Annotated in this window: 1 rRNA gene; it reads right to left on the bottom strand. The window is 51.6% G+C overall.

Annotated elements, in window-relative coordinates:
• A 16S ribosomal RNA gene (locus P0Y67_RS22895) occupies window positions 1-368 on the bottom strand; the annotation flags it as partial.

Genomic DNA, 368 nt, shown 5'->3' with positions numbered 1-368 from the left:
GCTGGCAAACAAGGATAAGGGTTGCGCTCGTTGCGGGACTTAACCCAACATTTCACAACACGAGCTGACGACAGCCATGCAGCACCTGTCTCAGAGTTCCCGAAGGCACCAATCCATCTCTGGAAAGTTCTCTGGATGTCAAGAGTAGGTAAGGTTCTTCGCGTTGCATCGAATTAAACCACATGCTCCACCGCTTGTGCGGGCCCCCGTCAATTCATTTGAGTTTTAATCTTGCGACCGTACTCCCCAGGCGGTCTACTTAACGCGTTAGCTCCGAAAGCCAGTGTTCAAGACACCAACCTCCAAGTAGACATCGTTTACGGCGTGGACTACCAGGGTATCTAATCCTGTTTGCTCCCCACGCTTTC

Origin of the sequence: Photobacterium sp. SP02 (assembly GCF_038519165.1) — a bacterium.
Taxonomy (GTDB): domain Bacteria; phylum Pseudomonadota; class Gammaproteobacteria; order Enterobacterales; family Vibrionaceae; genus Photobacterium; species Photobacterium halotolerans.
This window is presented reverse-complemented; position numbering and strand designations above follow the sequence as displayed.